General features: G+C 67.6%; 27 protein-coding genes. 13 read left to right on the forward strand and 14 right to left on the reverse strand.

Annotated elements, in window-relative coordinates; translation table 11 throughout:
* Nucleotides 1-201: 201 nt before the first annotated feature.
* Complete coding sequence (locus tag IP83_RS10680; protein WP_054122205.1) at nucleotides 202-729, reverse strand: hypothetical protein; 528 nt, start codon at nucleotides 727-729, stop codon at nucleotides 202-204.
* Between the two features lie 212 nt (nucleotides 730-941).
* On the opposite strand from IP83_RS10680, the gene rplU reads away from it, so the two are divergent.
* The 4 genes from rplU to IP83_RS10700 all read left to right on the forward strand — a co-directional run bounded on the left by rplU (nucleotide 942) and on the right by IP83_RS10700 (nucleotide 3,013).
* Entirely contained in the window at nucleotides 942-1,238 is a 297-nt protein-coding gene (gene rplU, locus IP83_RS10685) for a 50S ribosomal protein L21 (protein ID WP_054122206.1), read from the forward strand.
* A gap of 25 nt (nucleotides 1,239-1,263) precedes the next feature.
* Nucleotides 1,264-1,533 (forward strand): 50S ribosomal protein L27, encoded by a 270-nt coding sequence (rpmA, locus tag IP83_RS10690; RefSeq protein ID WP_054122207.1) that lies wholly within the window; start codon nucleotides 1,264-1,266, stop codon nucleotides 1,531-1,533.
* Between the two features lie 222 nt (nucleotides 1,534-1,755).
* Entirely contained in the window at nucleotides 1,756-2,325 is a 570-nt protein-coding gene (locus IP83_RS10695; RefSeq protein WP_054122208.1) for a GNAT family N-acetyltransferase, read from the forward strand.
* Nucleotides 2,326-2,425: 100 nt separating this feature from the next.
* Nucleotides 2,426-3,013, forward strand: a complete 588-nt coding sequence (locus IP83_RS10700) for a TetR family transcriptional regulator (protein WP_054122209.1) — start codon at nucleotides 2,426-2,428, stop codon at nucleotides 3,011-3,013.
* 113 nt (nucleotides 3,014-3,126) lie between these two features.
* On the opposite strand, the gene IP83_RS10705 is transcribed toward IP83_RS10700, so the two are convergent.
* Nucleotides 3,127-3,852 carry a folate-binding protein YgfZ gene (locus IP83_RS10705; RefSeq protein WP_054122210.1) on the reverse strand — a complete coding sequence of 242 codons (726 nt, stop codon included), beginning with the start codon at nucleotides 3,850-3,852 and terminating at the stop codon, nucleotides 3,127-3,129.
* Nucleotides 3,853-3,891: 39 nt separating this feature from the next.
* On the opposite strand from IP83_RS10705, the gene pyrC reads away from it, so the two are divergent.
* Complete coding sequence (gene pyrC, locus IP83_RS10710; protein WP_054122211.1) at nucleotides 3,892-4,935, forward strand: dihydroorotase; 1,044 nt, start codon at nucleotides 3,892-3,894, stop codon at nucleotides 4,933-4,935.
* Here pyrC and rarD read toward each other — a convergent pair.
* Nucleotides 4,912-5,832, reverse strand: coding sequence for an EamA family transporter RarD (gene rarD / locus IP83_RS10715; protein ID WP_082364647.1), 921 nt, complete (start codon nucleotides 5,830-5,832; stop codon nucleotides 4,912-4,914). The two genes, pyrC and rarD, sit on opposite strands and share 24 nt — an antisense overlap.
* 109 nt (nucleotides 5,833-5,941) lie before the next feature.
* On the opposite strand from rarD, the gene IP83_RS10720 reads away from it, so the two are divergent.
* Nucleotides 5,942-6,181, forward strand: a complete 240-nt coding sequence (locus IP83_RS10720; protein ID WP_231625006.1) for a hypothetical protein — start codon at nucleotides 5,942-5,944, stop codon at nucleotides 6,179-6,181.
* A gap of 398 nt (nucleotides 6,182-6,579) precedes the next feature.
* On the opposite strand, the gene IP83_RS10725 is transcribed toward IP83_RS10720, so the two are convergent.
* Together IP83_RS10725 and IP83_RS10730 are read right to left on the reverse strand one after the other, a co-directional pair.
* A complete protein-coding gene (locus IP83_RS10725; RefSeq protein WP_054122214.1) occupies nucleotides 6,580-7,995 on the reverse strand; it encodes a succinylglutamate-semialdehyde dehydrogenase in 1,416 nt (471 codons plus the stop codon).
* A 110-nt stretch (nucleotides 7,996-8,105) separates the two neighbouring features.
* Entirely contained in the window at nucleotides 8,106-9,503 is a 1,398-nt protein-coding gene (locus IP83_RS10730) for a protein adenylyltransferase SelO family protein (protein ID WP_054122215.1), read from the reverse strand.
* Nucleotides 9,504-9,582: 79 nt separating this feature from the next.
* On the opposite strand from IP83_RS10730, the gene IP83_RS10735 reads away from it, so the two are divergent.
* From IP83_RS10735 to IP83_RS10755, 5 genes are all read left to right on the forward strand, one after another.
* On the forward strand, nucleotides 9,583-10,470 hold the full coding sequence (locus IP83_RS10735; RefSeq protein ID WP_054122216.1) for an alpha/beta fold hydrolase: 888 nt from the start codon (nucleotides 9,583-9,585) through the stop codon (nucleotides 10,468-10,470).
* A gap of 10 nt (nucleotides 10,471-10,480) precedes the next feature.
* The gene (locus IP83_RS10740; protein WP_054122217.1) at nucleotides 10,481-11,647 is read left to right on the forward strand and encodes a glycosyltransferase family 4 protein; all 1,167 of its coding nucleotides are present in this window, start codon (nucleotides 10,481-10,483) and stop codon (nucleotides 11,645-11,647) included.
* A 97-nt stretch (nucleotides 11,648-11,744) separates the two neighbouring features.
* The gene (locus tag IP83_RS10745) at nucleotides 11,745-12,500 is read left to right on the forward strand and encodes a tetratricopeptide repeat protein (RefSeq protein WP_054122218.1); all 756 of its coding nucleotides are present in this window, start codon (nucleotides 11,745-11,747) and stop codon (nucleotides 12,498-12,500) included.
* 14 nt (nucleotides 12,501-12,514) lie between these two features.
* Nucleotides 12,515-13,852, forward strand: a complete 1,338-nt coding sequence (locus tag IP83_RS10750) for a PQQ-binding-like beta-propeller repeat protein (RefSeq protein WP_054122280.1) — start codon at nucleotides 12,515-12,517, stop codon at nucleotides 13,850-13,852.
* Nucleotides 13,853-13,921: 69 nt separating this feature from the next.
* Nucleotides 13,922-15,280, forward strand: a complete 1,359-nt coding sequence (locus tag IP83_RS10755) for an isoprenylcysteine carboxylmethyltransferase family protein (protein ID WP_054122219.1) — start codon at nucleotides 13,922-13,924, stop codon at nucleotides 15,278-15,280.
* 155 nt (nucleotides 15,281-15,435) lie between these two features.
* On the opposite strand, the gene IP83_RS10760 is transcribed toward IP83_RS10755, so the two are convergent.
* The 4 genes from IP83_RS10760 to IP83_RS10775 are packed head-to-tail and all read right to left on the reverse strand — an operon-like array spanning nucleotide 15,436 to nucleotide 18,247.
* Nucleotides 15,436-15,726, reverse strand: coding sequence for a putative quinol monooxygenase (locus IP83_RS10760; RefSeq protein ID WP_231625009.1), 291 nt, complete (start codon nucleotides 15,724-15,726; stop codon nucleotides 15,436-15,438).
* A 5-nt stretch (nucleotides 15,727-15,731) separates the two neighbouring features.
* A complete protein-coding gene (locus tag IP83_RS10765) occupies nucleotides 15,732-16,031 on the reverse strand; it encodes a putative quinol monooxygenase (protein ID WP_054122221.1) in 300 nt (99 codons plus the stop codon).
* A gap of 25 nt (nucleotides 16,032-16,056) precedes the next feature.
* Complete coding sequence (locus tag IP83_RS10770; protein WP_054122222.1) at nucleotides 16,057-17,442, reverse strand: glutamate--cysteine ligase; 1,386 nt, start codon at nucleotides 17,440-17,442, stop codon at nucleotides 16,057-16,059.
* A gap of 46 nt (nucleotides 17,443-17,488) precedes the next feature.
* Entirely contained in the window at nucleotides 17,489-18,247 is a 759-nt protein-coding gene (locus tag IP83_RS10775; protein ID WP_054122223.1) for a 16S rRNA (uracil(1498)-N(3))-methyltransferase, read from the reverse strand.
* On the opposite strand from IP83_RS10775, the gene ubiA reads away from it, so the two are divergent.
* Nucleotides 18,246-19,214 carry a 4-hydroxybenzoate octaprenyltransferase gene (gene ubiA / locus IP83_RS10780; RefSeq protein ID WP_054122224.1) on the forward strand — a complete coding sequence of 323 codons (969 nt, stop codon included), beginning with the start codon at nucleotides 18,246-18,248 and terminating at the stop codon, nucleotides 19,212-19,214. The two genes, IP83_RS10775 and ubiA, sit on opposite strands and share 2 nt — an antisense overlap.
* Here ubiA and IP83_RS10785 read toward each other — a convergent pair.
* Nucleotides 19,205-19,579, reverse strand: coding sequence for a VOC family protein (locus tag IP83_RS10785; RefSeq protein WP_054122225.1), 375 nt, complete (start codon nucleotides 19,577-19,579; stop codon nucleotides 19,205-19,207). The two genes, ubiA and IP83_RS10785, sit on opposite strands and share 10 nt — an antisense overlap.
* Before the next feature lie 97 nt (nucleotides 19,580-19,676).
* On the opposite strand from IP83_RS10785, the gene soxR reads away from it, so the two are divergent.
* A complete protein-coding gene (soxR, locus tag IP83_RS10790) occupies nucleotides 19,677-20,135 on the forward strand; it encodes a redox-sensitive transcriptional activator SoxR (RefSeq protein WP_054122226.1) in 459 nt (152 codons plus the stop codon).
* Here soxR and IP83_RS10795 read toward each other — a convergent pair.
* The 4 genes from IP83_RS10795 to IP83_RS10810 all read right to left on the reverse strand — a co-directional run bounded on the left by IP83_RS10795 (nucleotide 20,132) and on the right by IP83_RS10810 (nucleotide 25,829).
* Nucleotides 20,132-23,614 carry a chromosome segregation SMC family protein gene (locus IP83_RS10795; protein ID WP_054122281.1) on the reverse strand — a complete coding sequence of 1,161 codons (3,483 nt, stop codon included), beginning with the start codon at nucleotides 23,612-23,614 and terminating at the stop codon, nucleotides 20,132-20,134. The genes soxR and IP83_RS10795 overlap by 4 nt on opposite strands.
* A 62-nt stretch (nucleotides 23,615-23,676) precedes the next feature.
* The gene (locus IP83_RS10800; protein WP_231625007.1) at nucleotides 23,677-24,471 is read right to left on the reverse strand and encodes a thioredoxin domain-containing protein; all 795 of its coding nucleotides are present in this window, start codon (nucleotides 24,469-24,471) and stop codon (nucleotides 23,677-23,679) included.
* A 75-nt stretch (nucleotides 24,472-24,546) separates the two neighbouring features.
* On the reverse strand, nucleotides 24,547-25,254 hold the full coding sequence (locus IP83_RS10805) for a thioredoxin domain-containing protein (RefSeq protein WP_231625008.1): 708 nt from the start codon (nucleotides 25,252-25,254) through the stop codon (nucleotides 24,547-24,549).
* Between the two features lie 14 nt (nucleotides 25,255-25,268).
* Nucleotides 25,269-25,829 (reverse strand): DUF721 domain-containing protein, encoded by a 561-nt coding sequence (locus IP83_RS10810; protein ID WP_054122229.1) that lies wholly within the window; start codon nucleotides 25,827-25,829, stop codon nucleotides 25,269-25,271.
* Between the last annotated feature and the right edge of the window lies 1 nt (nucleotide 25,830).

Below are 25,830 nucleotides of genomic sequence, written 5' to 3' on the forward strand. Positions count from 1 at the left end.
GGAGGGAGCTATGCTGGCATATAGTGACCGACGAGCAACGCTGCGATGGGCCAAAATCGGCCCGCCCCTCGGGGTTGCTCTTGGAAGCCCCTCGGACATCGTCGCGCCGTTTGCACGGGCTACCAGCCCGCGCTGCTCGGCGTTCCTTGCCGAGAAGCTTCCAAGAGCAATCCCGGTGAGCCAGATTGGTCGGAAAGTGCTCTAGCTGCCCAGCTTGTCTCTCAGCGCGGCGATCGTCTGGTCCTCTTCGCCCAGCAGCGCGGCGACATCGCGGTGCGCCAGAGCAACGACCTTGAGGTCATTGTCCGGTCCGGTCGCGGCGGTCTCGGTTGCGGCGATCAGCAGCCGGTCAAGATCGGAGAGCGCTATCATGCCTTCGCCGCGCGCGGAGGTGAGCCCGGCCAGTGCGATGGCGGCGCGGCTCCAGGTATCGGTACCGGGCGCGGAACCCTTTGCGGCGGTGATCAAGGCTGTCGCGGAGGCCTGTTGCGCGGTGAACCGGGCATGCGACTTGGCCGCCTGTTCGCGCAGGGTAGCCACGCGGGTCGGAAGATCGGCAGTTGCCGCTGCGCTCGGTGCCGGGGTCGGCGCGGCCTGCTGGCGGGTGCCATAGGCACGCTCCGCCGGGCGAATCGCCAGCGAGGGAAAGCGCGAGCGGTTCGCGTTGCAGGCCGAAAGTGCGAGCAGAACTGCCAGCGACGCGCCGATGCGGATGGACAGGGATGCCATGCCCGGGCCATAGAGGCTTTTGACTGACCGGGGAAGCGGCGGCAGGCGTCATTTCACCGCCCGGTGGCGTTGACATGGGGCGCCCATTCGATTAACCGCGCCACTCTTTCCGGGCCTCCGCATCCTTTGCGGAGATTCGGCCATGCCGTTTGATGGTGCCCGATTCGCGGGCTCATAGGGCGGCCAGACACTTGAAACGGATAGCAGAGACCATGTTCGCAATCGTGCGCACGGGCGGCAAGCAGTATCGGGTTGCCGCCGGAGACAAGATCGCGGTCGAGAAGCTGGCGGGTGAAGCCGGTGAAACGATCACGCTGACCGACGTCCTCCTCGCGGGGAACGAAGGCGTGCTTGCGGATGCCAAGTCCGTGACCGTTTCGGCCGAGATCATCGCGCAGGCGAAGTCCGAGAAGGTGATCGTGTTCAAGAAGCGCCGCCGGCACAACTATCGTCGCCGCAACGGCCACCGCCAGCAGATGACCCTGCTGCGCATCCTCAGCGTCGCCTGACCGCAAGTTCTCGGAGTAATCTGACATGGCACACAAGAAAGCAGGCGGCTCTTCGCGCAACGGTCGCGATTCGGCTGGCCGCCGCCTCGGCGTCAAGAAGTTCGGCGATCAGCACGTGATCGGCGGCAACATCATCATTCGTCAGCGCGGCACCAAGGTCTACCCGGGCGCCAATGTCGGCATGGGCAAGGACCACACGCTGTTCGCGCTCGCCGAAGGCAAAGTGCGTTTTCACTCGGGCAAGCTTGGTCGCAAGTACGTCTCGGTGGATATGCTGGCCGAGGCCGCAGAGTAATCGGATGGTCATCACGGGCCATCCCACGGGATGGCCCCGCCGACCTTTACCGGCCGGCTGAATGAGGGAGAGGGGCCAACCCGTCTCCCTTTTTTATTGTCTCCCTCACCCGAGCCACGTCCTGACGCATTAACCGCGCGAGACCTGGCCAACCGCAATATGCCTGTCATTTCCTTTGGTTAGCAGCCAAGGGAAATTGAGGGGCGGATGAGGAGACGTTTGATGTTCATTCGCAGCGAAAGGCTGTTCCTGCGCCCTGCATGGCCCGAAGACTGGGCCGAACTGCACGCCGCGATCGACGACGCGGCGGTTGTGCGAAATCTCGCCCGCGCGCCATGGCCCTACCGGGCGGACGATGCGCGCTGGTTCGTCAGCCGCGAGGTTGATCCCAAGCATCCCGACTTTCTGGTGACCCTGCCCGGCGCCGATGGCACGCGCATCATCGGCTGTGCGGGCATGGCTCCCGGCGAGCAGGGCGCGGCCGAACTCGGTTACTGGATCGCCCGCGACCACTGGGGCCGCGGCTTTGCCACCGAGGCCGCGCGCGCGGTGCTCAGCATTGCGCGGGCGCTCGGACATGACCGGATCGAGGCGAGCCATTTCCTCGACAATCCCGCCTCCGGCCGCGTCCTGCGCAAGCTCGGCTTCATCCCCACCGGCGAACATCGCTCCCGCCGCAGCGAAGGACGCGATGCGATCGTGACGAGCGTCGTCTACCAGATTCATCTCGGTGAAGCCGGAAACGGCGATGATGGTGGCGACGATCAGGAGCCGATGCGCCGCGCGGCCTGAAGCCTTGTCCCTCTTGCCCCCCACGCCGCACAGTTCTAGGCGTGGGGACCATGGCGCGCGGGGGTAAGGGTGCGCCGCAAGGGGGAAATCGGCCCGTACAATGTCCGTTCGCAAGCGTCTCAGTCCCGAAGAAAGCCGTATTGCCGCCCTCGAAGCCGCGCGGGCCCTGCTGATCGAGGCCGGCCCGCAGGCCGTGACCTTGAAGGCCGTGGCAGGCCGGATCGGGCGGACCCATGCCAATCTGCTGCATCACTTCGGCTCGGCCTCCGGCCTGCAGAAGGAACTCGCGCGGCATCTCGCCGAAACGATCTGCGCGGTGATCCGCGAGGCGGTAATCGCCAGCCGCTCGGGCGTGGGCAGCCCGCGTGATGTGGTGGACCTCACCTTCGATGCATTTGACCGCGAGGGGGCGGGCGCGCTCGCTTCATGGATGCTGCTGACGGGCAACGAGGACGCCCTCGATCCCATCGTCGACGTGATCCACGACCTCGTGATCGAAGTCGGCGATTTCCATTCCGACGAAATGCGCGGCACCACGCTGACACTTGTGCTCATGGCCTTGGGCGATGCGCAGATGGGCGGCCCGCTCAGCCAGGCACTCGAACTGCCGCGCAGCGCGGCGCGCGATTATGCCGCGCGGATGCTCGATGCCGCGACCGAAGCGGCGAAGATCACGCAGGCGGGATAGACGTCCCGCTCAACTTCGCTGCCTTGCAACCCCGCTCACCCTGAGCTTGTCGAAGGGTGTTAGCGCGACCGCTGCGCATGATGCTTCGACAAGCTCAGCATGAGCGGGTCAAGTTACGGGGGCGACAATTCCATCCACGCCGGCGCCATGTCCGCGGAAATATCCTCCACTCGCCGGTGATCCACCGCCAGCCCCAGCTCCGGATAGGCCGCGCGCTGCCGGGCGGCATCCGAAGCGGCGAGTGGGACCACCACCAGCCGCCGGTTCACCTTCTGCCGCCAGTTCATCCGCGCGGTGTTTTCCTGCCCGACATAGCAGCCCTTGGTGAAGCTGACGCCGTTCAGCTCCACGGCATTGGTTTCCAGCCACAGCGTCTGCTCGCTGCCCAGTTCTGCGAGGCCCTCCGGCACGCCATGCGCCAGCCGGTGCGCGCGCCAGGCATCATCAACCGCCACGTCATCGGCGCTCACCGGCGCGATCCAGCGATGCCCCAGCGCAGGCAGGCGCGGGTCGGTCGGCTCGCCTTCCGCCTGCCAGCAGACCCCCAGCGTGCTGTCTTCCGCAATCGCGATCTTGCGGCGCAGGCGGTAGAGCGAAAGGCGCTTGGCCAGCGCAGCCGCAGCGGCGGCCTCGCAATCGAGCAGCAAGTTCTTTCCATCCGCCCACACGATGAAGTCGAACAGCGCTTTTCCCTGCGGGCTCAGCAATCCGGTCCAGACCGGCAGCGGTCCCTTCACGTCGCTCGTCACAAGGCCCTGCAGGAAGGCGGCCACGTCCTCGCTGTCGTCCAGTGGGGAGAGCCGTACTATGGTGCGATCGGTCAATCGAGGTGCGCTCATAGGTGACAGATAGGCACGGTCCGGCCTAAGGGGAAGGGCATGACCACACCTCTCTCGATCACCATCCGCCGCCCCGATGATTGGCACGTCCACCTGCGCGATGGCGCGCTGCTCGCGGGCGTCGCCCCGCATACCGCGCGGCAGTTCGCGCGCGCGATCGTCATGCCCAATCTCTCGCCGCCGATGACCGATGTGGCGGGCGTTTCGGCCTATCGTGACCGCATCATGGCCGCGCTCCCCGAGGGCACCGAATTTACCCCGCTGATGACGCTCTACCTCACCGATCACACCGATCCCGACGAGGTCGAGCGCGGCCATGCGGCGGGCGTCTTCGTTGCAGCCAAGCTCTACCCGGCGCACGCCACCACAGGCTCCGCGCATGGCGTGACCGACGTTGCGAACATCATGCCCGTTCTCGCGCGGATGGAAAAGATCGGCATGCCGCTCCTCATCCACGGCGAGGTCACCGACAACCACGTCGATATCTTCGACCGCGAGGCCGTGTTCATCGAGCGCACGCTGATCCCGCTCGTGAAGGCGCTGCCCGGCCTTCGCGTCGTGTTCGAGCACGTCACGACGAGCGAGGCGGTGCAATTCGTCGAGAGCGCGGGCGCAAACCTCGCCGCGACGATCACCCCGCAGCACCTCCACATCAACCGCAATGCCATGCTCGTCGGCGGCATCCGCCCGCATGCCTATTGCCTGCCGGTGGCCAAGCGCGAGCATCACCGGCTGGCACTGCGCAAGGCGGCGACGTCGGGCAGCCCGCAGTTCTTCCTCGGTACCGATAGCGCGCCACATGACCGGCGGCTCAAGGAAGCGGCCTGTGGCTGCGCGGGCATCTTCAACGCGCCCTTCGCGCTCGAAAGCTACATCAAGGTGTTCGAGGAAGAAGGCGCGCTGGACAAGTTCGAAGGCTTTGCCAGCGAGCACGGCCCGCGCTTCTACCGCCTGCCGCTCAACGAAGGCACGGTGACCCTGGAGCGCGCGCCGGTAACGGTGCCAGACGAGATCGACGTGGGCGAGACGATGGTCGTCCCGTTCCACGCCGGAGAGACGCTAGGCTGGCGCTTTAGTGTGTGAATTGAGCCGCGCCTGACGGAACATGTCCCAACTGAACAGGGCAACCGCAGTCCAGATCAGCACGAAGCACACGGTCCGCGCCTCATCGAGCGGCTCGCCGTAAAGGAAGTGGCCGAGCAGGAAGCCGATGCTCGGCGTGATGAACTGCGCAAAGCCCATGGCCGAAAGCGTCAGCCGCCGCGCCGCATAGCCGAACAGCAGCAGCGGGATCGCGGTGAACAGGCCGCCGACCATCAGCAGCCCGGCCATCTCCCAGCTCGCCGCAATGCTCGATCCGCCGCCGACGCCGCCGCCGGTCCAAGCATACCAGAGGACGACGGGAAGCGCCGGTATCAGGCTGATCCCGGTCTCGATCGTCACCGCCTCGAGCGCGCCGGCAGGCACCACCTTGCGGACGAAGCCGTAGAGCGCATAGCTCACCCCCAGCGCCATCGCGACGAACAGCATGTCGAGCTCGCCGAACGCGAGGAGGCCGATGCCGATGGCGGCGATCACCACGGCGGCCCACTGTACCCGGCTCAGCTTCTCGTGCAGGAAAACCGTGCCGATCAGCACGTTGATCAGCGGCATGATGTAATAGCCAAGGCTGGTCGCCAGCACATGGCCGGTGACGACGGCGATGAAGAAGATCAGCGAATTGGTCGCCGTCAGTGCCGCGCTGGTCGCGAGCCGCAGCACCACGGTCCGGTTGCGCAGCGAGGCAAGCAGCGAAGGGCCCTGCCGCTGCAGCGCGATGATCGCGAGGCAGATCGGCATGCTGCACACGATCCGCCACGCCAGCAGCTCAGGCGCCGGGACTTCGCCCAGCAGCTTGAAGTAGATCGGCATGACGCCCCAGAAGGCATAGGTCGCGATGGCGGCCATGGCACCGTTCTGGCGGGAGGTTGCAGCAGACATGGCGCGGCCCATGGCAGGATGGGCGCGCAGGACCAAGCATCAAAATGGCATGACCCGAAGTAACACCGGTGACGCGGATTTAACCATGGCCGGTGCATGGGAAGCGTTCATGCACGCCCTTCGCGCCTTGCCCTTGCTCCTCCTCGCCGCGCTCGCCGCCTGCTCGGCCGAAGCGCCGCGCACGCGCGGCGGCGAGGAAGGCCCCGCGCACGATCCGGTGATGCAGGCGGCGATCGAGGGCCAGCTGATGGTCGATCCTGATCTTTCGCAGGCCAACAACCGCAACCTCGCCATCGTCCCGGCCGCCCCGGCGGACGCCTCACTCCCGCTGCCTGATCCGAAGAGCTAGCACGCGGAGGCAATTCTCAAGGGCAGTTTGCGCCCTGTCGCCGTCACCCCGTGCTTGACACGGGGTTTGGCTGCTCTTCCAGCGCGGCGTCCGAAAAGAAGAGCCAAGGCCCGGATCAAGTCCGGGCCGACGATGCTATCGGGTGTCACCCAATTGCGGATGTTTAGCTAAGAACCAATACGACGAGACCAATTGCCATCGCCAAAACCATAAGTGGGCCGAAAATGGCGACTGCTGCCCATTTCCATCCCGAGCGTTTGTATATCCGATAGATGTACTCGTCCCAAATTTGCTCGACGAGGGATTCGATCAGCCAGCCCATGAGGCAACCTTACAGCTAGGTCTAACGGCAGCAACCCATCAGCCCCGGATCAACCCCATCCCGCGCCCCACACCTCTCACGTATCCCGCAGCCCCACGCCGATCGTCGCGCGCGGCTGCTCCATTTCCGCCGACGCCACCGGATAGGCGCACGAATCGGCCATGTAGTAGCCGCCCGGGCGGTTGTTGCCGGAAAGGCCCGTCCCGCCGAAGGGCGCGCCGGCGTTCTCGCCGATGGTCGGGCGGTTCCAGTTGACCACGCCCGCGCGGGCATTGGCCCAGAAGCGGTTGTAGTCCTGCGGCGATCCGCCGAGCAGGGAGGCGACGAGGCCGAAGCGGGTATTGTTGGCCTCGGCGATGGCTTCATCGAAATCGTCCACCGCGACGACTTGCAGCAGCGGGCCGAACAGTTCGACATCGGGCCGCTCGTCGATCTTGGTCACGTCGATGATCGCGGGGCTGACGAAGGGCAGGTCCTCGCGCAGCCGCGTCATGTGCTTGATCGCGCGGCCACCGTTGGAAAGCAGGTAGACAAAGCTTTCGGTGAGGCCGTCGGCGGCGACATTGTCGATCACCGGACCCATGAACGGCGTCGGCGTATCGAACGGCGCGCCGACGATCAGGCGCTCGGTGAGGCGGCGTACTTCGCTGATGACCGCATCGTACATCGTCGACTTGATGATCAACCGCCGCGCCGAGGAGCAGCGCTGCCCGGCGCTGGTGAAGGCCGATTGCACGACGATGGTCGCGGCATCGACGATCTTGGGCGTGTCCCACACCACGATCGGATTGTTGCCGCCCAGTTCGAGCGCGACGACCTTGCCGGGATTGGACGCGAGCTTGCGGTTGATCGAAACGCCCGCATGCGCCGATCCGGTGAACAGCACGCCGTCCACCCCGTCGTGCATGGCCAGCGTCTGGGCCTGCTCGGGGCCGCCCTGCAGCACTTGCACCACCGCCGCCGAAATCCCGCCGCGGTGGAAGCAGCGGACAAGGAGCTCGCCGGTCGCGGGCGCCTTTTCCGAGGGTTGGAATACCACGACATTGCCCGCGATCAGCGCCGGAATGATCTGCGCGGCCGGAAGCAGCGCGGGCATGTTGTAAGGGCTGATCACCGCCAGCACGCCGTGCGGCTTGTGGCGGACAGCGGAGGTGCCGTTGAGCGCGCTGTCGAGCTTGCGCTGCGAAGTGCGCTCGGCATAGGCGCGCACCGAAACCTCGACCTTGTCGATCACGCTGTCGACTTCGCCGCGCGCTTCCCACAGCGGCTTGCCCGTCTCGCGCGCGATCAGATCGGCAAGCTTGTCGGATTCCTTGCGCACTTCGTTGGCGAAGCGGCGCAGCAATTCAATGCGGGTGGAGAGCGGCTGCGCGGCCCAGAGCGGCCAGGCGCGGCGTGCGCGGGCGACCACGTCCTCGGCGTCGCCGATCCGGCCGCGCCACAGTTCCGACCCCGTCGCGGGTTCGAACGAGACGATTTCGCCGGTGGACACGAGTGCGCTTGGCCTTCCTCTGCCTTGCCGCTCACGCGGCGCGGGGCCGCTGCGGTGTGCGGCCTATGGCATGACAGTGGTAACCAAACAAGAAACCCTGGCCCGCAAAACTATGCCTTTCCGGCATGCCCCGCCGGCTGAGGTCGCGGCCCATGCGCCTCGCCCATGCGGCGCAGCGCGGCGATCTTGGCCTCGAGCAGCGACCAGTCATCGCTCTCTGCAATCGGCGCCCAGATCGCCTCGACTTCATCGATCAGCATGGATTGCGGCGCCGCGTCAGCCCAGTACGGATGCGTGTCGGCCACCGCTTCATACGCCGACAAGGCCCCGCCGAGCGCGCCGGTCGCAGCGCCCCAGCCGCCGCGGTGGCGGAAGAAGAACGCATCCGGCCCTTCGCCGCTCTCCGCCATCGCCGCCTCGCACAGCCCGATAAGCGCGGTATCGGCCTCGATCCCCTGCGACACCACGCCCAGCCGCCAGCACCAGCGCCTGGCCATGGCGGCACGGTAATGGTCCTCGAACGTGTTGAGCGCCGCAATCAGCGGCGGTGCTTCCTCGAGCGTGCGCAGCGCCACGGCGAGCTGTCCGCAGTTCCAGTGGATCGCCTGCACCTGCCGCCCGAAGGCATAGAGTCCGCTGCTGTCGAAATAGGCCGCCGTGAACGCCGGGTCCCAGCGCGGCAGCCAGCGCCACGGGCCATAGTCGAAGCTCTCGCCCGTCACGTTCATGTTGTCGGTGTTGAGCACGCCGTGGACGAAGCCCGCGACGATATAGCTCGCCGCCATGTCGGCCATGCGCTCCACCACCTGATGGAGCAGCCGCGCGGCGGGGCTCACGCCTTCCGGCCCCGCCGGTCCGGGGAAGTTGCCGAGGCAATAGCCGACGAGCTGCGCCATGTTGTCCGCCTCGCCCAGCGTCGCGAGCCGCTGGAACGTGCCGATGCGGATATGTCCATGGCTCAGCCGCACCATCACCGCCGAGCGGGTGGGGGAGGGTTCGTCGCCGCGCCACAGCGCCTCGCCGGTCTCGATCACCGAGAACGTCCTGCTGGTGTTCACCCCCAGCGCGCCCAGCATCTCGGTCGCGAGGATCTCGCGCATCGCGCCCTTCAGCGTCAGCCGCCCGTCACCCTGCCGGCTCCACGGCGTCTGGCCCGACCCTTTGGTGCCGAGGTCCATCAGGCGGCCCTCTGCGTCCAGCAGCTGCGCATAGAGGAACCCGCGCCCGTCACCGAGATCGGGGTTGTAGGTCTGGAACTGGTGCCCGTGATAACGCAGCGCCAGCGGCTGGGGGAGGTTGCCCTCCAGCGGCGCGAAGCGACCCATATGGCGCACCCATTCCTCGTCGCTCAGCCCCGCCAGACCCACCTCCGCAGCCGCGCGGTCGTTGCGGAAGCGCAGTTTGGTTTCCGGAAAGTCGGCCGGGGCGACCGGATCGCCGATCCAGCGCGCCAGATCGAGAATGCGCGGGGCGGGGCGGTAGATCGCGTCTTGCGGGCTTGCTTGCATCGCGCGATAGTGGGCACGAAGCGGGCGGCGTGCAAGCGCGCCCCTTTTGTTTATGCGCGGGGCTCAGGCAGTAGAGACGATGGCAGAGGCGCTGAAAGGCGGCGAAAAGCGCTGGGAAGATCGCAGCTGGACCAGCGGCGACGGCCTGAAACTGCATTTCCGCGACTATTCCGGAAGCGCGGAGCGGCCGCCGATCCTGTGCCTGCCGGGCCTCACCCGCAACGCCCGCGATTTCGAGGCGCTGGCCGAGCGGCTGGCGGGCCACTGGCGCGTGATCTGCCCGGACATGCGCGGGCGCGGTGACAGCGATTACGCCCGTGATCCGATGACCTACACGCCGGCGCACTACGTCGCCGATGTCGAACTGCTGCTTGCCGCGGAAGGGATCGAGCGCTTCGTCTCCATCGGCACTTCGCTGGGCGGGTTGATGACGATGATGCTCGCCGCTGTGAACCCGCAACGCATCGCCGGGGCGGTTATCAATGATGTGGGGCCGGAAATCGACCCGGTGGGCCTCGCGCGCATCCGCGAACATGTCGGGCAGGGGCGCAGCTACGAGACATGGGTCCACGCCGCCCGCGCGCTGCAGGAGACCAATCGCCAGATCTATCCCGGCTGGGACTTGCCCGCATGGCTGCGCATGGCCAAGCGCTGCATGGTGATCGGCTCCGGCGGGCGCATCACCTTCGATTATGACATGAACATCGCCGAACCGTTCGAGGCCGAGCAAGGCCCGGCACCCGCACCAGAAGTGATGTGGGGCATCTACGAATCGATCGCGCGCCGCCCGCTGCTGGTGCTGCGCGGCGCGCATTCGGATATCCTCTCCACTGAAGTCGCCGCGCGGATGAAAGTGCGCGGAGCGGCCACCGAACTGGTCACCGTCCCCGGTGTCGGCCATGCGCCCACGCTCGACGAGGACGAAGCCATCGCCGCCATCGACCGGCTGCTGGCCCGCGCGGGGTGATCGCATCGGCATGAGCAAGCCATCTTCGGCCAAGCGGCTCCATCTGCTTCACCTGCATTCCACCTTCGATACGGGCGGCAAGGAGCGGCGCAGCACCGGCCTCATCAACCGTTTCGGCAAGGCAGTCGATCACAGCATCGTCTCCGCGCAGCCGGGGGCACTCGGCGCGCGGGCGCTGATCGATCCAGGCCTCCCGGTCCATTTCCCGTTCGGCTTTCCCGCGCTGCAGGGCCGCTTCGGCGTGCGCCGCCTGCAGACCCTCGCCCGCGCGATGCAGGGCTTCGACCTCATCCTCACCTACAATTGGGGCGCGATGGACGCCGCGATGGCGCACGCGATGTTCGCGCCGACGATGGGCCTCGCCCCGCTGATCCACCATGAGGACGGCTTTCACGTCGACGAGGCGCAACGCCTCAAGCCCACGCGCAACTGGTATCGCCGCATCGCGCTGGCGCGGGCGAGCGCGCTGATCGTGCCCTCGCGGCAGCTTGAGAAGGCGGCGCTGGACGCATGGCACCAGCCCGCCGCGCGGGTCCACCGCATCGGCAACGGCATTCCGGTGGAAGACTACGATCCCGCCAAGGCCAGGCGCGTGCGCCCCGATGCCCTGCCGCGCGTGGTCAAGCGGCCGGGGGAGAAGTGGGTGGGTACGCTCGCCGGGCTGCGCGAGGTCAAGGCGCTGCCCCGGCTGGTGCGGGCCTTCCGCGCGCTGCCCGAGGAATGGCAGCTCGTCATCGTCGGCGAGGGACCCGAGCGCGAGGCGATCATGGCCGAGGCGCTGAAACTCGAGATCGGGCACCGTGTCCACTTGCCCGGCTATGTGGCCGATCCGGCGCAGGCGACCGCGCTGTTCGATCTGTTTGCGCTGTCCTCGGAAAGCGAGCAATTCCCGCTGTCGATCGTGGAGGCCATGGCGTCCGGCCTTGCGGTCGCGAGCACGGCGGTGGGTGACGTGCTCGAGATGGTCGCGCCCGAGAACACGCCATTCATCACCCCTGCGGGCGACGAGGCCGCACTCGGGGCGGCCTTGCTGCAGCTGGCGGGCGATGAAGCGCTGCGCCGCCGGATCGGCGCGGCCAACCGGCTGCGCGCCTGCGCCGAGTTCGATGAAGCGGTCATGGCGCGCCGCCACGCCGCGATTTATGCACAGGCTCTTGGCCTGCAAGTGTTTCCGTAAAGCTGCGGGACAGCATCGGCGTGTCAAAGCGGTTGAATTGGCGGGCCCCCCTCTCTAAACAGCCGCATTCGTTAACCAGCGACCTGAAAGCGCAGTCTTGGCTCTCACTCCGAACAGCCCGTCCGGCACCACCCCAGCAAACAGCAAGGATGCGGCCGCACAGGAAACCTTCCTGCGTGAGGTTGATGATGCCCTGCGCGAAGATCAGCTCCGCAAGCTGCTGTTCACCCGTGGCCGGCCGATCCTCGCGCTCGTGATCGGCGGCCTCGTCGGCCTCGGCGGCTGGCTGTGGTACAACGATCATCAGGCCAGCCTGCGCGATCAGCAGAGCGAAGCCTTCGTGACCGCGCTCGATGCGCTGCAGGCGGGCCGCAACCAGACCGCGAAGTCGGGCATGGATCCGCTCGCGAAGACGGGCAACCCCGGCTACCGCGCCGCGGTGCAGATCACCGAAGCGGGCATAGCTGAGCAGGCCGGCAAGGCTGCTGATGCGGCCAAGCTCTTCGCCGCAGTATCTGCCGACAGCGCGCTGCCCGGCGCCTACCGCGATCTCGCCACGGTGCGCGAGGTTTCGACCAATTTCGACAAGCTGGCGCCGCAGACCGTGATCGACCGGCTCAAGCCGCTCGCGGTGCCGGGCAAGCCGTGGTTCGGCAGCGCGGGCGAACTCGTCGCGATGGCCTATCTCAAGCAGAATAAGACCGAGCTGGCAGGCGCGCTGCTGGCTTCGATTGCCAAGGACAAAGCCGTTCCCGATACGCTGCGCCGACGCACCCGCCAGCTTGCAGGGCAGCTTGGCGTCGATGCCGTGGAAAACCCGGCTGCCGCAGCGAATGGTAGCGAAGCACAATAATGGGATTTGAGGATATGACCGGAGCCAAACTGATCCGGCACGCCGCCGTTTCTGCCATGGTCGTCGTCGCGCTGGCGCTCGGCGGCTGCGGCATCACCAAGAGCAAGCCCAAGTCGACCCCCACCGTGGGCGTGCGCATCCCGATCCTCTCGAAGATCGAGTCGGGCATGAAGGTCGACGAGGGCATGTCGGTGCTCGATGTCGTGCTGCCGCTCGCCGAGGCCAATCCCGATTGGGAGCAGGCGGGCGGCACCGCGTCCAAATCCTATGGCCACCTCGTGCTCTCGCAGCAGCCGCGCAAGGTCTGGACTTCGCGCATTGCCGGATCGAGCCCCAAGCAGCGCCTTGCAGCGGCTCCGGTCGTCGGTGGCGGCCGGCTCTTCGTGATGGATACCGAAGGCATGGTCCACGCCTTCGATGCCGCTTCCGGGCGCGAGCAGTGGAAGACCGAGTTCCGCCTGCCCGATGCGATGGCCTCGGTGTTCGGCGGCGGCGCGGCCTATAACGATGGCAAGGTCTTCATCACCACCGGGCTCGGCGAAGTCTCCGCGCTCGAAGCGGCGACCGGCAAAGTGCTGTGGCGCGTCAAGCCCGCAGGTCCGTTGCGCGGCAGCCCGACCATCGCGTTCGGCGGCGTCTATGTGATGACGCAGGACAACCAGATCGTCGCGCTCAACATCTCTGACGGCTCACAGCTGTGGACCGAATCCGGCTCCGTCGCGCAGACCGGCGTGTTCGGCGTGGCAGCAGCGGCAGCCGGGCAGGGCACCATCGTCGCGGGCTACAGCTCGGGCGAACTCGTCGCCTACCGCTATGAAAACGGCCGCCAGTTGTGGTCGGACGCCCTCGCGCGCACCAGCATCGCGACTTCGGTTTCGACGCTGACCGACATCGACGCCGATCCGATCATCGAGCGCGGCCGCGTCTATGCGCTCGGCCAGGGCGGGCGCATGGCCGCCTATGAACTCGTCACCGGCCAGCGCGTGTGGGAACTCAACCTCGCGGGCATCTCCACCCCGGCGGTCGCGGGCGACTGGATCTTCACGCTGACCGACGAAGCGAAGCTGCTGTGCATCGCCAAGGCCACCGGCAAGGTGCGCTGGATCTCGCAGATGAAGCCCTATCGCAGCGTCAAGAAGAAGAAGGGCAAGATCTTCTGGACCGGCCCGGTGCTGGCGGGCGATCAGTTGTGGATGGCAAACTCCGAAGGCGAACTGGTGGCCGCGTCGGTCACCGACGGCGCAGCCAAGCGCAAGGCCAAGCTCGGCGCGCCGGTCACGCTGGCGCCGGTCGTCGCAGGCGGCGTGCTCTACGTTCTCGACGACAGCGGCCATATCAACGCGTTCAAGTAAGCGCGGTGTCGCCGGTTCTTGCCGGCGCATAAACGATTTTCTCATAGGTCCCCGTTAACCCCGGAGGCCATGAGCGTGCGCCCTGCCAGACCTGCCAGCGATGTTTCCGCCGGAGTCGGCCTGTCCGGCCTCGTCGGCCTTGCGCTGTGGGTGATCCTCTGCCGCAATTGGGCCGGGATCGCCGATGCGCTCGCCTTGCCGGGCCCGCACGAGCCGCTCGCCGGCCCCAACGCGGCGTTGGCGGCCATGGTGTTTTCCGGTCTCCCCATGGTCGCGTGGTCGCTGATGGTCGACAAAGTCCATTTGCGGGCCTCGACCGGGATCGACTGGAGCAACCCACGTCCCTTGCGCGATGTGGTCGATGTCTCGATCACCAAGATCGCCGGCCTCTGGGCGACATGGTCGCTCGTCGGCTTCGTCTATTGCCTCTGCCGCTGGTACTGGCGCGGGCAGTACCTATTCGCGATGGACGTGATCTCCGGCCTCGCCCCGCTGCTGTTCCTTGGCGCAATCCCCTATGTGCTGTGGCTCGACCGCGTGCTGATCAACCCGCGCGATGCCTCGTGGCACTTCGGCGCGATGCTGATCGGGCGCGAGACTTACGACAAGGCCGAAGTCGCCCACCACTTGCGCGCCTGGGCGGTGAAGGGCTTCTTCTGCGCCTTCATGTTCTCGATCATCCCCGGCGGCTTCGGCGGGGTAGTCCAGATGAACTATGCCGCCATGCTCGGCGATCCGCTGGCACTCGGCAATGCGCTGATCGAGACGATGTTCCTCGTCGACGTGCAGATCGCCATGGTCGGCTATCTCCTCACGATGAAGCCGCTCGATGCGCAGATCCGCAGCGCCAACCCGTTCCTCGGCGGCTGGGTCGCGGCGCTGATCTGCTATCCGCCGTTCATCCTGATGGGCAGCGGCGGCGTGCTCGACTATCGCACCAACGGCGCCGAATGGACCTTCTGGCTGCAGGGCATGCCGGTGCTCGAATGGATCTGGGTGGTGGCCATGGTGCTACTGACGGGCATCTATGCCTGGGCCACGGTCGCGTTCGGCCTGCGCTTCTCCAACCTCACCTATCGCGGCGTCCTGACCAACGGGCCCTATGCCTTCACCCGGCACCCGGCCTACCTCTCCAAGAACGCGTTCTGGTGGATATCGACCCTGCCCTGGCTCACCACCACGCATTCGATGGTCGATGCCATCCGCAACACCGTGGTGCTCGGCCTCGTCAGCGCGGTCTATTTCTGGCGCGCCAAGACCGAGGAAGCGCACTTGCTGGCGGAAGACGCCAAGTACCGCGAATACCACGCATGGATGGCCGAGCATGGCCTCGTGACCGGCACCCTCAACCGCATCGGCCGCCTGCTCACGCGCGGTCGCCCGCGCGTCGAGCCACCCGCCATCGGCGCGGTGCACCCGGCGGAGTAGAAGATCATCGGCAACAAACCCGTTCGCCCCGAGCGTAGTCGAGGGGGCCGTTCGAGCGAAGCCGAGAACCAACCAAGCGGGAGGCCTCGGCTACGCTCGGCCAAGATCCCTCGACTTCGCTCGGGACGAACGGAATTGGGGTTTGGCGTACCGCGCTAAATCGCCTCGCCCTCGTCCGTCTCATAGAGGCGGATCACCCGATCATGAAACCCGAGCCCGGCGCGCGCAGCCACCCACTCGGCCATATGCGCGGACTTCGCATGCGCCATCAGCGCCGCGCGGTCGGTCCAGCGCTCGGCGACGTGAAACAGCGCCGGATCATCGATATCCTGCGCATAGCCATACTGGATGCAGCCCTCTTCCGCCCGCGTCGCCTCTGCCACCTTGCGGGCCAATGGCAGCAGCGCCTCGATATGCTCCGGCGCGACCCGGAACGTCCCCATCACGACGATCAAAGGTCCTCGCCTTCGTCGGTATCGTAGAGCTTGATGTGGCGCTCCTTCATCGTCATGCCCGAGAGCACGCCGATCCACTCCGCCACATGCGGCGTCTTGAGATGCGCGCCCAGCGCCTCGCGGCTCGTCCAGCGCTCGGTGATGTGGAACACTTCCGGATCGCTGATATCGCGGGAATAGTCGTACTGCAGGCAGCCTTCTTCCTGCTGCGTCGCCGCGACAACTTTCCGCGCCGCCGGCAGCGCCGCCTCGATCGCCGCAGCATCGATCCGCAGCTTGCCCATCACGATGATCATGGTCTTCTTCCTCTCCCTCGGTCCGTCAGAAGCTCTTGGCCTCGTAGATCGGATCAACCTTCCCGCCCCATGCGCTGTGATACAGCTCCAGCAGCCGCTCGGCCGGCGTCTTGCCGCTGCTGACGATCTCGTCGAGCGGATGGAGATACCCGGTTTCGTTGTCCCCCGCATCGTTGAGGCGCCCACGTGCCGCCAGCCCGCCGCGCGCGATGGCGAGCACTTCCGCCGCAATGTCCCGCAGCTTGCCCCCACCCGGCAGCGGCGCATCGAGCCCCAGCTTGGGGACTTCGGCGCGCAGCCGTTCGCGCCCGTCCATGTCCCAGCCCTTCACGAGGTCCCACGCCGCATCGAGCGCAGTCTGGTCATAGAGCAGCCCCACCCAGAGCGCCGGCAACGCGCAGATCCGGCTCCACGGGCCGCCATCCGCGCCGCGCATTTCAAGGAAGCTCTTGAGCCGCACTTCGGGAAACGCGGTCGAAAGGTGGTCGATCCAGTCCGAACGCGTCGGCTTTTCGCCTGGCAGCGCGGGCAGCTTGCCTTCAAGGAAATCGCGGAACGACTGGCCCGCCGCATCGATATAGCGCCCGTTGCGGAACACGAAATACATCGGCACGTCGAGCATGTAGTCGACATAGCGTTCGTAGCCGAAGCCCTCGTCGAACACGAACGAGAGCATGCCCGTGCGCGCCGGATCGGTGTCGGTCCAGATGTGGCTGCGATAGGAAAGGTAGCCGTTGGGCTTGCCTTCAAGGAACGGCGAATTGGCAAACAGCGCCGTCGCCAGCGGCTGCAATGCCAGCGATACGCGAAACTTCTGCACCATGTCCGCCTCGCTCGCATAATCGAGGTTGGTCTGGATGGTGCAAGTACGCAGCATCATGTCGAGGCCCATCGTGCCCACGCGCGGCATGTGGCGCAGCATGATGTCGTAGCGGCCCTTGGGCATGATCGGCAGCTCTTCGCGGGTCTTGTCGGGCCACAGCCCCATGCCGAGGTAGGCAAGGCCCAGCTTGTCGCCGATGGTCTTCACCTGCGCGAGGTGGCGGCCGGTTTCGGCGCAGGTCTGGTGCAGGTTCTCCAGCGGCGCGCCCGAAAGCTCGAGCTGGCCCGCCGGCTCGAGGCTCACCGCACCGTCCGTGCCGCTCATCGCGATCACGTTGGGGCCGGTGTCGCTGTCTTCCTCGATCGTTTCCCAGCCATAGTCCCGCAGCGCCAGCAGCAGGTCGCGGATCCCGCCCGGCTCGCTGTACGAAGGCGCGGCGCGGTCCTTGGTGCGATAGACGAACTTCTCGTGCTCGGTGCCGATCCGCCAGGCTTCGCGCGGCTTTTCGCCCTTGGCCATCGGCTCGATGAGCTGCGCGCGGCTCTCGATGACGGGATCGTTGCGATTCGAAACTTGTCTCGTGCTCATGGAATCGCGTTAGTGTCCCGAGCGGCGGCGCGCCAGCCGAAAACACTCAAGTTGCCGCAGCGTTCCAATCCCCGCGCATGCCCATCCACAGCACAGTTCCGGCAATAGCGGCGGTTTCTGCACGCAGGATACGGGGCCCAAGCGTGATCGCCACCGCCGCCGGATGTGCGCGGATCGCCGCCCGCTCGGCATCGTCGAAGCCGCCCTCCGGCCCGACCAGCAGCGCAGCAGGCCCGTCATGCGCGGCAAAGGCCTCGGATGCCGGCGCACCGCCTTCCTCATCGGCAAAGTAGAGCCGCCGTTCCTCCGGCCAGTCGCGCAGTAGCGCGTCCAGCTTCACCGGCTCGGCCAACCCCGGCAGCGCCGTGCGCGCGCATTGTTCCGCCGCTTCGGTGACAATCGCCCGCGCCCGCTCCGGATTGAGCTTGTCCGCCACGCAGCGCCGCGTCAGCACCGGGCGCACCGCCGCGACCCCCAGCTCGGTCGCCTTTTCCAGCACCAGATCAAACCGGTCCTTCTTGATCAGCGCCGCGCAGAGCCAGAAGTCCGGCACCGCCTCGCGCCCGCGCAGCCGCCGGACGACCGAAAGCGTGACATCCCGCTTCGCCGCCGCACTCACTTGCGCCAGCCACTCGCCCGTCAGGTCATCACACAGGATCACCGCGTCGCCCGGCCCCACGCGCATGACCTTGCCCAGATAATGCGCTTGCCCCCCTTCCAGCGAGACTGACGTCCCCTCAGCCAGCGGACCGGGGACAAACAGGCGGGGCGCGGACTTTGGCGGCCAGGCGGGAGTTGCAACCATGTCTGCGGCTCTAGCCGATTGCCGCCGCCGGGGCTATGCAGCGCAAATGACGACAACGCCGCAGATCGTGCCCGACAGCGAGTACCGCGGCGTGCTCACCGTGCTCCCGCCCACCTTGCGTGATCTCGCGCTCATCGCCCGGTTCGATCGACCCATCGGCTGGTGGCTGCTGTTCTGGCCCTGCGCGTGGGGGCTGTTCCTTGCCGGGGGCACCGGGCGCTGGGGCATGGTGCTGTGGCTGCTGCTCGGCTCCATCGCGATGCGCGGGGCGGGCTGTGTCTACAACGATATCGTCGATGCCGATCTCGATGCCCGCGTCGCGCGGACGGCAGCGCGGCCCATCGCCAGCGGGGCGATCTCGAAAAAGGTGGCGTGGGTCTGGCTGTTGGCGCTCTGTGGCGTTGGCCTCATCGTTCTGCTGCAATTGCGCTGGCAGGCGCAGCTCGTGGCGCTTGGCAGCCTCGGCCTTGTCGCGGCCTATCCCTTCATGAAGCGCATCACCGGCTGGCCGCAGGCGTGGCTCGGCCTTGTCTTCACCTGGGGCGCCCCCGTGGGATGGATCGAGGTCACCGGCTTTGACCGCCTTGCCCCGCTGGCTGCGCTCTATGCCGGGTGCTGGGCCTGGTGCATGGCCTATGACACGATCTACGCGCTGCAGGACCGCGAGGACGACGCCATGGTCGGCATCGGCTCCTCCGCGCTGTCGTTCGGCAAGCATGTCCGCACCGGCGTTATCACGCTCTACACCATGGCGATTGCCTGCTGGGCGGGGGCGGTCTGGCTGGCGCGGCCCGATCCGGTCGCGCTGGTGGCGCTGCTCCCGGTCGCGCTGCACTTCGCCTGGCAAGCCCTTACGCTCGATACCGCAGACGGCCTCAGCGCGCTCGCGCGGTTCCGGTCAAACCGATTCGCGGGCGCGCTGATGGCCGCTGCCTGCTTCGTCATCGGCGCCGCCAGTCAGCTGTAGCTGACAAGTTCCCACTCGATGCCGTCCCAATCGAAGACATAGAACCGGCGGCCCGGCTCGTAGTCCGCGTGGTTGAACGGCACCAGTCCTTCAGCGATCACGACCCGCTCCGCCGCATCTAGATCGTCCACCACAAGGCCGATATGCTGCAGCGGCTGGCCCTTGGCGAACCTGCCGGGGATCGGCTCATCCCCTTGATAAAGCGCGATATAGTCAGTGTTTGCGCCGAGATGGATGGTCCACCCGCCAAGGGCCGACGGCCCGCGCCAGCGCTCATGCCAACCGCATAGTCGGGCAAGAAAAGCAGCAGTGCGGTCGGGGTCGCTGACGCGGATATTGACGTGCTCGAGGCGCGCGGCAGGCATAGCTATTTTTGATTACTCCATTCTGGAATATTTACGCGCTATTCCTTATGCAACCTTAAGCTGACTTGAGGTCAAGGGAATTTTGCGAGGGGTCGCGATGCTTGCCAAACCGGCCAAGGGCCGCAACGATCTGGTGCCGATCGGGGTGCTCGCACAGCGCACCGGGCTCGCCGTCTCCGCCATCCGCTACTACGAGGATCGCGGTCTGATCGCCTCTGTGCGCACCGACGGCAACCAGCGCCGCTTCCTCCGCTCCGATATCCGCCGCCTCAGCTTCATCCTGATCGCCCAGCGCCTCGGGCTGGGTCTCGCCGAGATCGAGCGCGAGATGGCCGCGCTCCCCCATGGCCGGACGCCCACCGTGCTCGACTGGCAGCGCATCAGCCGCTCCCTGCGCAGCGAGATCGACACGCGCATCCAGTTGCTCACCCGCACGCGCAACAAGCTCGACGAATGCATCGGCTGCGGCTGCCTCAGCCTCGACCGCTGCGCGCTCTACAACAAGGAAGACCGCGCGGCGGCAGCAGGGCCGGGGCCGCGGTTCGTGCTGGATTAGACGGGCGCACTCGCCAGCAGGCTCTCCGCCCCGCCCAGATCGACGCTGACCAGCCGCGATACGCCGCGTTCCACCATCGTCACGCCGAACAGGCGGTGCATGCGGCTCATCGTCACGGCGTTGTGCGTCACGATCAGGTAGCGGGTGGTGGTCTCGCCCGCCATTGCATCAAGCAGGTCGCAGAAGCGCTCGATATTGGCGTCGTCGAGCGGCGCATCGACTTCGTCGAGCACGCAGATCGGTGCGGGGTTGGTGAGGAACAGCGCGAAGATCAGCGCGACGGCGGTCAGCGCCTGCTCGCCGCCGGAGAGCAGTGTGAGCGATTGCAGCCGCTTGCCCGGCGGCTGGGCGAAGATTTCGAGCCCGGCCTCCAGCGGATCGTCGCTGTCGACCAGCGCCAGATGCGCCTCGCCGCCGCCGAACAGCCGCGCAAACAGGCGCCGGAAGTGCGCGTCGACCGCCTCGAATGCCGCGCGCAGCCGCTCGCGCCCCTCGCGGTTCAAGGCGCCGATCGAGCCGCGCAGGCGGTTGATCGCCTCGGTCAGTTCCGCCTGCTCGGTGACGATGGCGGTGTGCTGCGCCTCGGCTTCGGTCAGCTCGGTCGCGGCGACGAGGTTGACCGGCCCCAGCCTTTCGCGCTCGGCGATCAGGCGGTCGTGCGCGGCGGATTCCTCGGGCGCGGCGGACACATCGCTGCCGGGAAAGCCGATGCGTTCGGGCAGCAGCGGCGGCGGGCACTGGAACCGCTCGCCCGCAATCCCGGCCATTTCCTGCCTGCGCTGGTCCTCGTTCTCGGCCTTGGCGCCCAGTGCAGCACGAGCCTCGCGCGCGCTGGCGAGCGCTTCGTTGGCCGCAGCCAGCGCGGTCTCGGCATTGCGCGCCTCGGTCTCGGTGCGCGCCAATGTGGTCTCGGCCTCGGCCAGCGCTGCGGCATAGCGCACCCGCAAGGCCTCGGCTTCCGCCAGATCGCGGGCGAGGGCAGGGGGCTTGGCGGCGACGACATTGCGCTCCTGAGTCAGATCCTCCACCTGCCCCGCCATCGCCGCGAGCCGCCGGGCGGCGTCCCCGGCGCGCGCCTGCCAGCCGCGGATGTCGCCGCGCAGCGCCACCAGCCGCTCCTTGCCGACCGCCAGCGCCTGCCCGTGCGAGGCCACCGCCGCCATTGCGGCCTGATAGGCGGCGCGCGCGCGGTCGTTCTTCTGGCGCTCGGCCTCCACGCCCGCGCGGCCGACGGCAGGATCGGGCAGCGCCGCGCGGCGCGCTTCGGCTTCGGCAAGATCGGTCCCGGCGGACTGGCGCTGCGCGGCGAGATCGGCAGCCGCACGGTCCAGTTCCTCCCGCCGCGCCGCAATCCGGGCGCGCGCGGCCTCGGCCTGATCGAGTGCCCGCAAGGCGCTGCGTTCGGCATCGGAAGCAGCGGCCAGCGCGCGCTCATTGGCGGCGAAATCGCTCTGCAAGCGGGCAAGCTCCGCCTGCAGACCCGCCAGCTCTGCCTGCGCCGCAGTGCTGGCAGCCTCGGCAGCCTCGGCAGCGGCGCGGCGTTCGGGCAGCGCCGCTTCCAGTTCGGCAAGGCGGTTCTCGGCAGCGAGGATCGCCGCTTCCGCCCCGCCTTCGCCGCGCGCCACAAACCCGTCCCAACGGCGGAGATGCCCCTCGCGCGTCACCAGCCATTCGCCGGGCGCCAGCGCCTCGCCGGCGTCCGCCTCTGCCACGCGCACCAATGCCAGGCGGGCGGCCAGTTCCGGCGGGCACTTCGTCACATGATGGAGCAGCGCATCGGCGCGTGCGTCTGGCGCCTCCGCCCCCGTCCAGAACCGGCCATCGCCCGCAGGCGCCGCCCCCAGCGGAGCCCCCGCATCACGCCCCAGCACGGCCGCCAGCGCGCGCTCATAGCCCGGCGCGGCGCGTGCGGCACCCAGCGCGCTCGGTCCCTTGCCGGTGCGCGCCGCCGCCGCCTCGCGCGCCGCCTTGTCGCGGGCGAGCGCCGTCAACTCGCGCTCGAGCCCGACCAGATCGGCCCGCGCCGCCGCGAGTTCGGACGAAGCCGCCTCGCGCGCCGCCGCAAGGCCTTCCCGCGTCGCTGTCAGCCGCTCGCGCTCGCCCGTCAGCCGCTCCCGCGCTTCGCCGATCTCGGAAAGCTTGGCGGCAGCTTCGGCCCGGCGCGCTTCGGCAGCGGCCATCGCCAGCGCCGGATCCGGCTCCGCCTCGAGCGCGCGCCGGGTTGCCGCCAGCCGGGCATCCTCGCCATCGAGCCTGGCAAGCCGCTGCCGCGCCGCCGTCAGCGCGGCCTCCGCTACACGCAACTCCGCTTCGATCCCCGCCTGCTCGGCCACCATCGCCGCCAGCGCCAGTTCGGCTGCCCGCGCCGCCTGCTCCGCCGCCGCCTCCGCCGCCTTCAGCCCCGGCCCCTCCGCCGTCTGCTCCGCCAGCGCCGCTTCCGCAGCCGCCAGATCAGCCTCGAGCCGCGTCAGCGCCGTCGCGGCATCCGTGGTCAGCCGATCCGCCTCGCTGCGTTCGGCTTCGATGCGGCGGATCTGGCGGTCGATATCGGCGAGGCGTTGCGCCGCCGCCTCGGCCTGCGCGGTCAGCGCCGCAATCCGCTGACCCTGATCCGCCGCATCCTGCCGCCGATCAAACAGCGCATCGCGCGCCGCACTCTGTGCGGCAGCTGCGGCGTGCTGGGCCTCCTGTGCGCTGCGGGCTGCGCCCTGCGCCACACTCACCGCGTCCTCGGCCTTGCTCGCCGCCGCCCGCGCTGCTTCCGCTGCCGCCGCCGCATCGCGCCACCGCGCAAAGATCAGCCGCGCCTCGGCCACCCGGATGCGTTCCGAAAGCTGCTTGTAGCGCTCCGCTGCCCGCGCCTGCCGCCGCAGCGTGCCGACTTGCGCTTCCAGCGTCACGATCAGATCGTCGAGCCGCGCCAGATTGGTCTCGGTCGCGCGCAGCTTCGCCTCGGCATCCTTGCGCCGCACGTGGAGCCCGGCGATCCCCGCCGCTTCCTCCAGCATCGCGCGCCGCTCCGCCGGGCGCGCCGCGATCACCGCCGCGATCCGCCCCTGGCTGACCAGCGCCGGGCTGTGCGCCCCGGTCGCCGCATCGGCAAACACCAGCGCCACATCCTTCGCCCGCACATCGCGGCCATTGACGCGGTAGGCGCTGCCCGCACCGCGCTCGATCCGGCGCACCACTTCCAGCTCGCCGCCAAACGGCCCGGAGGGGTCCGTCTCGGCAGAAAGCATCACTTCGGCAAAGTCGCGCGCGGGCCGGCTCGCGGTCCCGGCGAAGATCACGTCTTCCATCCCGCCGCCGCGCAAGGACCTAGCCGAGCCTTCGCCCATAACCCAGCGGATGGCCTCGAGCAGGTTGGACTTGCCGCAGCCGTTGGGGCCGACGACGCCGGTCAGCCCGGGTTCGATGCGCAGTTCGGCAGGCTCGACGAAGCTCTTGAATCCGGAGAGCTTCAGCCGCGTGAACTGCATCGGCACCCGCTCTGCCATGCTATCCGCCCCCGCGTTGCATGGCCTGTGTCAGCGCCTGCCGATCAACGCGCGCCGGCCTGCTTCAGGATCGGTTCGAGCGCATCCCAGGTCGCCACTTCCACGTTCTTGCCATTGACGAGGAAGGTCGGCGTCCCGGTCACATTGTAGGCGTCGGTCGCCTTGGACGTGGCGTCCGCCAGCTTGGTCGCGGTCGCGCTGTTGGCGAGGCACTGCGCCGCCTGATCCTTGGCGATGCCGCGCGCCGCGAAGAAGTCGATCAGCCCGCCGCGCTCGCCGATGGCGGCAAAGATCTTGTCCTGCGGCAGATTGGCAGCCTGCAGCTGCGCGCCGATCGGCTGGAGCTGGTCGAAGATCGCCTTCTGGTTCGAATAGACCTGCTCGGTCAGCGCAAAGAAGCTCTCGGGCGTACCGCAGTGGGTCAGCATCGCCATCGTGGTATCATAGGGATCGCGCACGAAGTTGCGGAATTCGAAGCTCACCGTCCCCTTGGCGACATATTCGTCGCGCACGTGGGGAAAGCCCTTTTCCTCGAACTCGGCGCAGTGCGGGCAGGTCAGCGAGCCGAACTCGACCACCTTGATCGGCGCATTGGGGTTGCCCATCACATAGCCGCCTTCGGGCGTCACCGAAACGACATCGGCCCAGGCCTTGCCCGCCGGTGGCGCCACGGCATTGAGCGGCGCACCGACCGGACCCGCTCCCGCGGCATCGTCCTTCTTGCCGCATGCGGAAAGGCCGAGAGCCAGCGGCAGCGCGATCAGCGCGAGGAGAAGGCGGGCGGGGGTGAACAGCTTGGTCTGCATGGGGTCTGGGTTCGCTTCGCTCGTGAAAGACATGAGACAGATCAGTGCTAGCCGATTGGCCGGCGGGATTGAAGGGCCGCCATCAGCAGCCCGTGGATTATCGGGCGCTCAGCGCAGCCGCGCCTCGATCTGCGGCTTGAGCGCATCCCACGAGTACGTCCCGCTCAGCGGCACGCCATTGAGCAGGAAGCTCGGCGTGCCGTTCACGAAATCCTTCTCGGTCGCTTCCTTGGTGTGCTGGGCCAGCCGCTCGGCCAGCGCCTTGTCGGCAAGGCAGCGGTCGACTTCGGGCCGGTCATACCCGCGCGCTTCCATCAGCGCATAGAGCCCGAGATCGCCGGCGATGGCGCGGGTGCGGGTGGCGAAATCGGGGCTCGACCAGCGTGCCTTCTGCCCGTCGGTCAGGCTGGCGATCGGGGCCATCCACGTCGTCTGGTGGCGCAGGAAGGTGCTGTGATTGGCGAAGAACTTGGAAGGCGGTCCGCAATGCGTAAGCAGCGCGACGGTGAGGTCGATGCCGTCGCGCACATAGCTGCGCACCTCGATCGAGCCCTTGCCGGTGGCAATGAAGCCGATGCGCAGCTGTGCATCCGATTCCTGTTCGAAATGCGCGCAATGCGGGCAGGTATAGCTGATGTATTCGACCAGCTTCACCGGCGCATTCGGATTGCCGACAATATGGCTGTCGATCGGCGTGCGCGTGACCATCCCGGCCCAGTTGGCCTTCGGCGGCGCCGGTTTCGGCGCGGGTTTGCTCGCCGCGGTCAGCAGCATCGCACCGCACAGCGCGGCAAGCAGCAGGCCAAACGTCTTCATCAGGTTGCGCATCGTCAGTCTTGCTTCCCGTTCACTTCACCCAAGCTACGCGCCAGCGATTCCAGCACTGTCCGCAGTTCCGGGTCGCCGATATCGCGCAGGCTGTCGCCAAGTTCCATCGGAATCGGCTTGAGCGAGGGCGGGGCGGCCCGGAGCGGACGCTGCGCATCACTGGCGGAGGGCGGCTGAACCTCACCTTGCCGCAGCTTTACCCGCGCAACGGCGCGGTAGCCGAAAAACTGGTTCACCCGCTCCATGATCTCCGGGATCACGTGCTGGATCAGCGGCGCGTGGGCCGGGGTGACCACAAGCTGCAGAATTCCGTCCGACTTTTCGCCGGGCGGAAAACGGATCGATTCCGGCGCGCAATGCCGGGCATGCGCGGGGCCAACGATCTCGCCCCAGCGCGAGACGACCGAGCTTTGCACGAAGCCGAAGCGGCGGAATGCGGTGCGCCCGATCGCGGGCATCAGGTCGGCAATCGCGCGCGCCTCCCCGCCACGCGGCCGCTCATAGGCGCGCGCACCGGCAGGTGCCTTGGCGCTTTTGGGAGGGGAGGTGGGATCGCGTTCCATT

Origin of the sequence: Novosphingobium sp. AAP93 (assembly GCF_001296055.1) — a bacterium.
Classification (GTDB): Bacteria; Pseudomonadota; Alphaproteobacteria; order Sphingomonadales; family Sphingomonadaceae; genus Novosphingobium.

What these genes read in the sequence shown, in the direction of transcription:
- IP83_RS10680 (WP_054122205.1), bottom strand. Translation starts at nt 729, where the DNA reads ATGGCATCCCTGTCCATCCGCATCGGCGCGTCGCTGGCAGTTCTGCTC.
- rplU (WP_054122206.1), top strand. Translation starts at nt 942, where the DNA reads ATGTTCGCAATCGTGCGCACGGGCGGCAAGCAGTATCGGGTTGCCGCC.
- rpmA (WP_054122207.1), top strand. Translation starts at nt 1,264, where the DNA reads ATGGCACACAAGAAAGCAGGCGGCTCTTCGCGCAACGGTCGCGATTCG.
- IP83_RS10695 (WP_054122208.1), top strand. Translation starts at nt 1,756, where the DNA reads ATGTTCATTCGCAGCGAAAGGCTGTTCCTGCGCCCTGCATGGCCCGAA.
- IP83_RS10700 (WP_054122209.1), top strand. Translation starts at nt 2,426, where the DNA reads ATGTCCGTTCGCAAGCGTCTCAGTCCCGAAGAAAGCCGTATTGCCGCC.
- IP83_RS10705 (WP_054122210.1), bottom strand. Translation starts at nt 3,852, where the DNA reads ATGAGCGCACCTCGATTGACCGATCGCACCATAGTACGGCTCTCCCCA.
- pyrC (WP_054122211.1), top strand. Translation starts at nt 3,892, where the DNA reads ATGACCACACCTCTCTCGATCACCATCCGCCGCCCCGATGATTGGCAC.
- rarD (WP_082364647.1), bottom strand. Translation starts at nt 5,832, where the DNA reads ATGTCTGCTGCAACCTCCCGCCAGAACGGTGCCATGGCCGCCATCGCG.
- IP83_RS10720 (WP_231625006.1), top strand. Translation starts at nt 5,942, where the DNA reads ATGCACGCCCTTCGCGCCTTGCCCTTGCTCCTCCTCGCCGCGCTCGCC.
- IP83_RS10730 (WP_054122215.1), bottom strand. Translation starts at nt 9,503, where the DNA reads ATGCAAGCAAGCCCGCAAGACGCGATCTACCGCCCCGCCCCGCGCATT.
- IP83_RS10735 (WP_054122216.1), top strand. Translation starts at nt 9,583, where the DNA reads ATGGCAGAGGCGCTGAAAGGCGGCGAAAAGCGCTGGGAAGATCGCAGC.
- IP83_RS10740 (WP_054122217.1), top strand. Translation starts at nt 10,481, where the DNA reads ATGAGCAAGCCATCTTCGGCCAAGCGGCTCCATCTGCTTCACCTGCAT.
- IP83_RS10750 (WP_054122280.1), top strand. Translation starts at nt 12,515, where the DNA reads ATGACCGGAGCCAAACTGATCCGGCACGCCGCCGTTTCTGCCATGGTC.
- IP83_RS10755 (WP_054122219.1), top strand. Translation starts at nt 13,922, where the DNA reads ATGAGCGTGCGCCCTGCCAGACCTGCCAGCGATGTTTCCGCCGGAGTC.
- IP83_RS10765 (WP_054122221.1), bottom strand. Translation starts at nt 16,031, where the DNA reads ATGATCATCGTGATGGGCAAGCTGCGGATCGATGCTGCGGCGATCGAG.
- IP83_RS10770 (WP_054122222.1), bottom strand. Translation starts at nt 17,442, where the DNA reads ATGAGCACGAGACAAGTTTCGAATCGCAACGATCCCGTCATCGAGAGC.
- ubiA (WP_054122224.1), top strand. Translation starts at nt 18,246, where the DNA reads ATGTCTGCGGCTCTAGCCGATTGCCGCCGCCGGGGCTATGCAGCGCAA.
- IP83_RS10775 (WP_054122223.1), bottom strand. Translation starts at nt 18,247, where the DNA reads ATGGTTGCAACTCCCGCCTGGCCGCCAAAGTCCGCGCCCCGCCTGTTT.
- IP83_RS10785 (WP_054122225.1), bottom strand. Translation starts at nt 19,579, where the DNA reads ATGCCTGCCGCGCGCCTCGAGCACGTCAATATCCGCGTCAGCGACCCC.
- soxR (WP_054122226.1), top strand. Translation starts at nt 19,677, where the DNA reads ATGCTTGCCAAACCGGCCAAGGGCCGCAACGATCTGGTGCCGATCGGG.
- IP83_RS10795 (WP_054122281.1), bottom strand. Translation starts at nt 23,614, where the DNA reads ATGCAGTTCACGCGGCTGAAGCTCTCCGGATTCAAGAGCTTCGTCGAG.
- IP83_RS10800 (WP_231625007.1), bottom strand. Translation starts at nt 24,471, where the DNA reads ATGTCTTTCACGAGCGAAGCGAACCCAGACCCCATGCAGACCAAGCTG.
- IP83_RS10805 (WP_231625008.1), bottom strand. Translation starts at nt 25,254, where the DNA reads ATGAAGACGTTTGGCCTGCTGCTTGCCGCGCTGTGCGGTGCGATGCTG.
- IP83_RS10810 (WP_054122229.1), bottom strand. Translation starts at nt 25,829, where the DNA reads ATGGAACGCGATCCCACCTCCCCTCCCAAAAGCGCCAAGGCACCTGCC.